An 8193-nucleotide genomic window follows, 5' to 3' on the forward strand; every position below is an offset into this window, starting at 1 on the left:
GGCGGCGAGGCCCGCGGCCACCGCCGCGCCGCCGGCCTTCAGGAAGCCGCGGCGCGCGGGGCGCGACGGCGGGTTCAGATCGTCTGCCATGATTCGTTCCGTTACTTCGCGAGCATCAGCGTGTTGACGTCGTCCTGCACGTAATAGAAGCCGTCGCCCTCGGGCGTCATCGCGATCCCGAACAGGTCGCCGTTGCCCGGCGGCGATTGCGCCTTGTCGGTGTCGATCCAGCGCGCGTACAGCTGCTTGCCCGCGACCGGGTCGATTTCGACGACCTGGCCGTTCTGCGCATTGGTGGCGAGCAGGTGGCCGTTTGGCGCGGTCGCGAGCGCGAGCGGGCGGCGCAGGAAGCCGTCGGCCGTGATCTGGCGACCGACGCCTGCGCTGGTGTCGCGCGTGAGCGGATCGTCGATCTCGACGATCCGGTTGCCGATCGCGTCCGACACGTACAGCTTCTTCTGGTCGTCCGACAGCGCGAGGCCGGTCGGGCCGACCAGGAACACGCCCTTGTCGGCCTGCGCGCCGAGGCCGCTCGCGATCACCGTTTCCTGCTTGATCGCGGGCGGCTTGCCGGCCGGCACGTCGACGTCCAGGCGCAGCACGGTCGCCTGCTTGTAGACGGGCGGGTTGCCGTCCGCGCCGCCGACGCCGAAGCCGGCCATGCTGACGAACAGCGTCGCGCTGTCGCCGCGGTCGACCACGGCCATGTTGCCCCACGGGTCGTTGATGTTCGGGCTCGACCACGTCGACGCGACCTTGCCTTGCGGGTCGAGCACGATCAGGCAGCCGGCGCCCTTGGTGTTGGTCGTGCCGTCGTTGCTCGGCGTGCTGCCGACGATCACCCAGCCGGACTTCAGCATCGTCATCGCGGTCGACAGGCCGATGCCGCCCGGGCATGCCTTCAGGTCGCGCGGGATCGTCGCGAACACGCTCATCTGCTTCGTCGACGGGCGGTAGTCGACGATCGTGCTGCCGGTGCCTTGCAGGTTCGCCGAGTTGTTGAAGTTGTCGACGAGCACGTCGCCCGCCTGGACCGTGCCGGCCGATACCGGCGCGACCGCGATCGCATACGGGTTCTGGTCGCCGTTGTCGGGCACCGTGTTCACGAGCAGCGCGTGGCGATGCAGCGTTTCGAGGAAGCCTTGCGGCTCGGCGAGCGCGCCGGCGGCGGCCGTCAGCGCGGCAGCGGCCAGTGCGCCCGTCGCGAAGCGGCGAAGCAGGGCGGATTGATTCATCTGGGTCTCTCCTGGGAGCGCGCCGCCCGGGCGGCGCGCGAAAAACGGGTGACGTGGGCGGCGTTCAGAACGTGATGGTCGTGCGCGCGCCGAGCACGAACGTGTTGCGCAGCGGCTGGGTCGCATCGTTCGGGTTCTGGCCGGCGCCGGCATTGAACGTGTACTGCGCATCGGCCTGGATCACCCACCACGGGTTCACCTGATACTGGTAGGTCGCCTCGATGGCCGTTTCGCGGGTGCGCACGCCGTACGGGCCGGCCGCGGCCATCTGTGCGGCCTGGTCGAGATCCGTCACGTGGCTGCCGACCTGGATGTACGTGACGGCGAGGCCGACGCTGTCGTTGTCGCGGCCGTCGAACGGCCCTTTCAGCACGATGCCCGCGTTGGCCGAGAAGCTCACGAGGTTGCGGTCGCCCGGCGCGCCCATCACGCGTGCGAACACGCCGAGGCTCTTCGCGCCGGTCGGGTCCGGGCGCCAGATCATCTGGTCGGCCACCGCGTAGAAGCTGTAGTCGCCGTGATGCTGCTGCGCGATGCCGTTCGATGCGGTGCTCGCGAGCGACAGCCCGTCGGTGCCGACGTTCTGATCGGCGAAGCGGCCGTTGTGATACCAGACGCCGATCTTGTAGGTGCCCGGCAGCCCGTTCGACTGGCCGGTGTCCATCTCGCCGTCGGCCGGCTGGTTCAGCGCGTACTGCAGCTCGCCGATATAGAGCGTGCCGTTGTGCAGGTTGAAGTTCGTGCCGCTCAGGTTGTTCGGGTTGTTGCCGAGCGGATCGCCGTCGAACACGCCCGCGAGCGCGGTGAGCTTCGGCGTGATCTGGCCGCGCACGCGCACGCCCAGGCCCGCGAGCGGATACGCGGGGCCGCCGTTCGGCAGATCGTACGACGGCAGCGCGGGCCAGCCGAACATCGTGTTGACGAACGTGTTCGCGTACGTGCTGACCATGAATTCCTGGTCGAGGCTCTGCTGGCCGATCTTCACGTCGACGCGCTTGTCGAGGAACGACTGCTGGTACCACAGCTCCCAGAGGCGCGTCGTGTCCTGCGCCTCGATGCCGCTCGCGGTGTTGAGCGTGCCGAGGTTGCGCGCGCTCAGGTTGGTGCCGTGGATCTGCAGTGCGCTGACGTTGAAGGTGCCGCCGGGCAGGCCGATCGCCTTCTGCGTGTCGACCGTCAACGTGGCCGTCGTGAGCCCGTCGTACGCGCCGCCGCGATTCAGGCCGCCGCGCAGGTTCGCGAGGTATTCGCTGGTTTCGGTGATCTGCAGCGTCGCGCCGTACTTGCCGAGCCACGGGCGGATGCCGCCCATGTCGCCGAGCAGGTTCTGGCGGGTCCAGATGCCGGTCCACATGTTGGTCGGCTGGGCCTGGATCGAGAGGTCGGCTTCGGGTGCTTCGGGCTGCGCATCGACCGGCGTGTCCGCATAGGCGCCGGCGCAGGCTAACGTCGCCCCGGCGACGAGAACCGCGCAGGCGGCGGGGCGCATCCGGGCGCGGAGGCGGTCTCCATGGCGCGACGCAAAGGTCATATCGAATCCCTGGCTCTAATTAGTGTGGAGTCCTGCTTGTCGGTCGCTGTCCGGACGCTCGGCACCTGTCGGTCAGAGTACGAAAACGAACGCAACGCGGCGCATCGTAGGAGTGTCAAATGAGAAAGTCAATGTAAACGAGAATGATTCTCATCTAAATTACTGAATGTAATGGAAGGCCTTACGGATGGGGTTTCGCGCGTGTTTAGCAACGCGCTAAACCGTAAATATCGGCGTAATGCAATTGATTGGTTCGATGCGGGCCGATGTCGCGGCGAGGAGGGGGCGCGACGGGCCGGCGGCGGGCGCGAGCGAGGGCGTTGCAGTGGACGGAGTCGGCGTCCGCGCAGGTTTTGCGACGCGATGTCGCCGGACGCAGGAACTCCGTGCTTACCCGGTGTCCAAACGGGGCTGAACGACTTTCGGGGTGAGCCGCGCGCGCCGATCAGGCCGGCTCGGGGTTCCCATGTTTTTGTTTTAAAAGGGGTTTTCGTTGTGGTTGCGTGCTTTTCCGCCTGCTTTGCCGCGCCGAAAATTCGTTCGGCCTCCCTTCTTGAATTTGTCAAAACCCGTCCATATAATTAGCACTCGCTGCACGAGAGTGCTAACAATTCTCTGCCGGGCGATCCGCCGGGCAGATTCCCTAAGCGTTCTTCAATCTCAGTCAAGAGAGGAGTGAATATGAACCTTCGTCCTTTGCACGATCGCGTGATCGTCAAGCGCCTGGATCAGGAAACCAAGACCGCCTCGGGCATCGTGATCCCCGAAGCTGCTGCTGAAAAGCCGGATCAAGGCGAGATCCTCGCGGTCGGCCCGGGCAAGCGCGACGACAAGGGCGCACCGATCGCGCTCGACGTGAAGGTCGGCGATCGCGTCCTGTTCGGCAAGTACGCTGGTCAGACCGTGAAGGTCGACGGCCAGGAGCTGCTGGTCATGCGTGAAGAAGACATCATGGCCGTGGTCAACGCGAAGTAAGCGTCCACTGACGGTACATATTCCCAAGAATTCAAGGAGTTAGAAGATGGCAGCTAAAGACGTCGTATTCGGCGATTCCGCCCGTTCGAAGATGGTCGAAGGCGTGAACATTCTCGCCAACGCAGTCAAGGTCACGCTGGGTCCGAAGGGCCGCAACGTCGTGCTCGAGCGCAGCTTCGGCGGCCCGACGGTCACCAAGGACGGTGTGTCGGTCGCGAAGGAAATCGAGCTGAAGGACAAGCTCCAGAACATGGGCGCGCAAATGGTCAAGGAAGTGGCTTCCAAGACCAGCGACAACGCAGGCGACGGCACGACGACGGCAACCGTCCTCGCGCAATCGATCGTTCGCGAAGGCATGAAGTACGTCGCATCGGGCATGAACCCGATGGACCTGAAGCGCGGCATCGACAAGGCAGTCGCAGCGGCTGTCGAAGAGCTGAAGAAGATCAGCAAGCCGTGCACGACCAACAAGGAAATCGCACAGGTCGGCTCGATCTCGGCGAACAGCGACTCGTCGATCGGCGATCGCATCGCTGAAGCGATGGACAAGGTCGGCAAGGAAGGCGTGATCACCGTCGAAGACGGCAAGTCGCTCGCCGACGAACTCGACGTCGTCGAAGGCATGCAGTTCGACCGCGGCTACCTGTCGCCGTACTTCATCAACAACCCGGACAAGCAAGTCGCCGTCCTCGACAACCCGTTCGTGCTGCTGCACGACAAGAAGGTGTCGAACATCCGTGATCTGCTGCCGGTGCTCGAGCAAGTCGCGAAGGCTGGCCGTCCGCTGCTGATCATCGCCGAAGACGTCGAAGGCGAAGCGCTCGCAACGCTGGTCGTCAACAACATCCGCGGCATCCTGAAGACCGTTGCGGTCAAGGCGCCGGGCTTCGGCGATCGCCGCAAGGCCATGCTGGAAGACATCGCGATCCTGACCGGCGGTCAAGTCGTCGCGGAAGAAACCGGCCTGACGCTCGAGAAGGCAACGCTGGCAGAACTGGGCCAGGCGAAGCGCATCGAAGTGGGCAAGGAAAACACGACGATCATCGACGGCGCAGGCGAAGCCGTGAACATCGAAGCGCGCGTCAAGCAAGTTCGCACGCAAATCGAAGAAGCGACGTCGGACTACGACCGTGAAAAGCTGCAAGAGCGCGTGGCCAAGCTGGCCGGCGGCGTGGCAGTGATCAAGGTCGGTGCTGCGACCGAAGTCGAAATGAAGGAAAAGAAGGCACGTGTCGAAGACGCACTGCACGCAACGCGCGCAGCTGTGGAAGAAGGCATCGTGGCAGGCGGCGGCGTTGCGCTGATCCGCGCTCGCACCGCGATCGCAGCCCTGACCGGCGCGAACGCCGACCAGAACGCCGGCATCAAGATCGTGCTGCGCGCCATGGAAGAGCCGCTGCGCCAGATCGTCACGAACGGCGGCGAAGAAGCCAGCGTCGTGGTGGCGGCAGTTGCTGCAGGCAAGGGCAACTACGGCTACAACGCAGCAACGGGCGAGTACGTCGACATGGTTGAAGCCGGTGTCGTCGACCCGACCAAGGTCACGCGCACCGCACTGCAGAACGCAGCTTCGGTTGCCGGCCTGCTGCTGACGACGGACGCAGCTGTCGCAGAACTGCCGAAGGAAGACGCACCGATGCCGGGCGGCATGCCGGGCGGCATGGGCGGCATGGGCATGGACATGTAATCGACTTCGGTCGATGGTGTCCGGGGCGCGCAGCGATGCGCGTTCCAGCCAAAAGAAAAGACCCGCAGCGATGCGGGTCTTTTTTTATTTGTCGCGCGCCGTTCGCGGCGTGCGCGAAAGAAGGGGCGGATGTGCCGCCCCGACGCGATGGTGGGCTGTGTTTCGACGGCGCGGCGGCATGTGGCCGCCGTGCGTCAATGCCGGTGCGACGTCCTCGGTACCGGATCGGCCTTCACGGCCGGTGGCGTATCCGCGTCGTCGTTGCTGCGGGCCCAGAAGAACCGGTCGGGCAGGTACGCACCCATGCCGGGACGGAACGCGTCGCGCACGGCCTGATACAGGTACTCCTGCGCTTCGCGTACCGCTTCGGGCGGCTCCTGGCCGTTCGCGAGCAGCGCGGCGATCGCCGCGCCCAGCGTGTCGGTGATGCCCATCAGCCGGTGCGGCGAGCGATCCCACATGTCTTCGCGCAGTTGGCCTTCCTCGCCGTACAGCGTGTTGACGAGCCGGTGCGAGCCCGTCTCCGACGACAGGATGTACTCGCAACCCTGCGCGAGCAGGTGCGACACGGCCGCGTCGAGATTCGGCGCTTCGGCATCGCCGTCCGGCTGCGCGAGCGCGATCAGCGTCGCGTAATCGGCAACGAGCAGCGTCGTCTGCGGCGCGAGCAGGTCGGCGATCGATTCGCGCAGGTCGTCGGCGGCGAGCACGTGCTCGTCGTCGAGCGTGAAGTCCGGCGCGAGCACGAGCGGCACGCCGTCGTAATCGGCGACCACTTCCGCGATCGCGCTCACGACTTCCGCGCGCGTCGCCGCGCCGATCTTGAACGCGGCGACCGGCATGTCCTCGAGCAGCATGCGCGCCTGGGCGGCGACGACATCGGGATCGAGGCCGGTCACTTCGTCGCAGGCAGCCGAGTCGCGCACGGTATAGCCCGTCAGGACGGACACGCCGTGGCAGCCCATGCTCGCCAGGGTCATCAGATCGGCTTGGAGGCCGGAGCCGCCGGTGGGATCGGACAGGCCGAAGGTGAGGACGATCGGAGGGGCGTTGCTGGACATGTAAAAATGGGGCAAGAAAAAAACGGGGAAGCGACGGAGGTGCGGACGGCGAGGCGAAATGAGCCATTTCGGGCCCCGTGTTGCCCGGCAGGCCGCACTTTGCAGCCATTATGCGGCGGAATCCGGCCCGCACGACGGATTTTTTAGCGCAGCGCAACGTAGTTGCCGTACTCCAGTGCGATTGCTAGGCAGTCCGGCCCCGACACGGTACCATCATGGCTCCCGAATTTACCGACTTTCCCGACGCGGCTTAAGATGGAATACAAGAGCTGGATGTGCCTGATTTGTGGCTGGATTTATGACGAAGAAGCGGGGCTGCCCGAAGAGGGCATCGCCCCGGGCACGCGCTGGGAAGACGTCCCGATCAACTGGACGTGTCCCGAGTGCGGCGCTCGCAAGGAAGACTTCGAGATGGTCCAGATCTGACCGGACCCTTGGCCCACGGACACACCGCTCCGGCCTCGCGGTTGCCCGGCGCTCGCGCGCCGTGGCCGGCGCGAGCGACTTGACGATGACAGGCGCGCGTGTCCATGACGGCCGACCCGGCGAACGTTCTCCATCCTGATGCACTGCCCAACCCTCGCGGCGGGGCGGTGCGCGCGGCCGACGCGTCACTCGCGGCGGCCGCCGACGCATTTGCGCGTCGCGACGACGCGGTAGCGCCGCTTGCGGCCGCCGCGGCGGTGCTCGCGGAGGCCGGCTGGCTGCCGGCCTCCCGGTTCGCGGGGCAGTTGTCGGCCGCCGCGCCGCTGGTCGTCACCGAGCCGACGTCTGCCGTCTGGCGCATCGCGCTCGACGATTTCCGCGCGGCCGTCGCGCGTCACAATCTGCGCGAGCTGGCCTGCTCGCCGGTTCTCTTCGAACATTTCCGTGCGTTGCGTGCGCAAAGCGCGGCGGATCTGCACGCCAGCGCGCCGCTCGATGCGCTCGCGCTCGTCGGGCGCGCGGTGCCGCCGGCGACGCTGCGCGCATTGCCCGATACCTTCGCGAGTCGCGCCCGCGCCCGTTACGAACAGGCGCTGCTCGCCGTGCTGCGCACGCCGCAGGGCACGCCGGACGCGGCGCTCGACGAACTCGATGCGACCCTGACCGCGCTGGCCGACGGCGTGCCGTACGACTTCTGGCGGCTGGCCGCCGCGTGCCTGCGCGCGCTGCGCGCCAGCGGCGCCCCCGAACTGAAACGTTTTCTCGCGCGAACCAACCTGCTGCTCGGCGAGCACGCGCAAGGCCGGCGCAGTGCGCCGCCCGCGCTCGTGCGCGAGACGCTTGCGCTGCTGTGGCGCGATTTCGCGTTGTTCGGCGCGGCCGCCGAGGATGTCGCGCTCGTCGACGTGCTGCACGACTACGGGCTGACGGTGGACTGGCACGTCGCCGGCACGCCGGCATCCGAGGCGTTGTGGGAAGCCGATGCCGCGCGCGCCGAGCATGACGCGGTCGCGGCGGCGCCGACCCGCACGCTCGGTGTCGTGACCGTCAACGCGCATGCCTATGAGGATTTCCTGCAGACGGCCGATGCGTCGATGGCCGATCTCGCGGCCGCGCCGGCCGGGGCCGATGCGGGCGCGGCATGGCGCGCATCGGCCGCCGCCTATCGGGTCGGGACGGCCGCATGCGCGCTCGGGCTCGGCCACGCGGCGCTGCTGGCCGATACGCTCGGGCTCGCGTGGCGCCGCGCCTCGCACGGCGTGCCGCTCGCCGACGGCG

The 8193-nt window shown here is 66.8% G+C and carries 7 protein-coding genes; 4 read left to right on the forward strand and 3 right to left on the reverse strand.

The genetic code is table 11. The features are described from left to right. Positions 1–101: 101 nt before the first annotated feature. Together BME24068_RS34590 and BME24068_RS34595 are read right to left on the reverse strand one after the other, a co-directional pair. The gene (locus BME24068_RS34590; protein WP_096504847.1) at positions 102–1235 is read right to left on the reverse strand and encodes a hypothetical protein; all 1134 of its coding nucleotides are present in this window, start codon (positions 1233–1235) and stop codon (positions 102–104) included. Between the two features lie 64 nt (positions 1236–1299). Beyond that, positions 1300–2766: a carbohydrate porin gene (locus tag BME24068_RS34595; RefSeq protein WP_174928788.1), complete on the reverse strand. Its 1467-nt coding sequence runs from the start codon at positions 2764–2766 to the stop codon at positions 1300–1302. A gap of 681 nt (positions 2767–3447) precedes the next feature. On the opposite strand from BME24068_RS34595, the gene BME24068_RS34600 reads away from it, so the two are divergent. Next, the gene (locus BME24068_RS34600; RefSeq protein WP_011544732.1) at positions 3448–3741 is read left to right on the forward strand and encodes a co-chaperone GroES; all 294 of its coding nucleotides are present in this window, start codon (positions 3448–3450) and stop codon (positions 3739–3741) included. 46 nt (positions 3742–3787) lie between these two features. Then, positions 3788–5428 (forward strand): chaperonin GroEL, encoded by a 1641-nt coding sequence (gene groL / locus BME24068_RS34605; RefSeq protein ID WP_096504843.1) that lies wholly within the window; start codon positions 3788–3790, stop codon positions 5426–5428. 194 nt (positions 5429–5622) lie between these two features. Here the strand turns inward: groL and BME24068_RS34610 are convergent, their stop codons facing one another. After that, positions 5623–6489, reverse strand: coding sequence for a hydroxymethylpyrimidine/phosphomethylpyrimidine kinase (locus BME24068_RS34610; RefSeq protein WP_096504841.1), 867 nt, complete (start codon positions 6487–6489; stop codon positions 5623–5625). A 255-nt stretch (positions 6490–6744) separates the two neighbouring features. On the opposite strand from BME24068_RS34610, the gene BME24068_RS34615 reads away from it, so the two are divergent. After that, on the forward strand, positions 6745–6915 hold the full coding sequence (locus tag BME24068_RS34615; RefSeq protein ID WP_004186709.1) for a rubredoxin: 171 nt from the start codon (positions 6745–6747) through the stop codon (positions 6913–6915). A gap of 104 nt (positions 6916–7019) precedes the next feature. Beyond that, the coding region (locus BME24068_RS34620; RefSeq protein WP_174928789.1) for a hypothetical protein at positions 7020–8193 on the forward strand (1174 nt) is incomplete at its 3' end.

Source organism: Burkholderia anthina, from assembly GCF_902498995.1.
GTDB lineage: Bacteria > Pseudomonadota > Gammaproteobacteria > Burkholderiales > Burkholderiaceae > Burkholderia > Burkholderia anthina.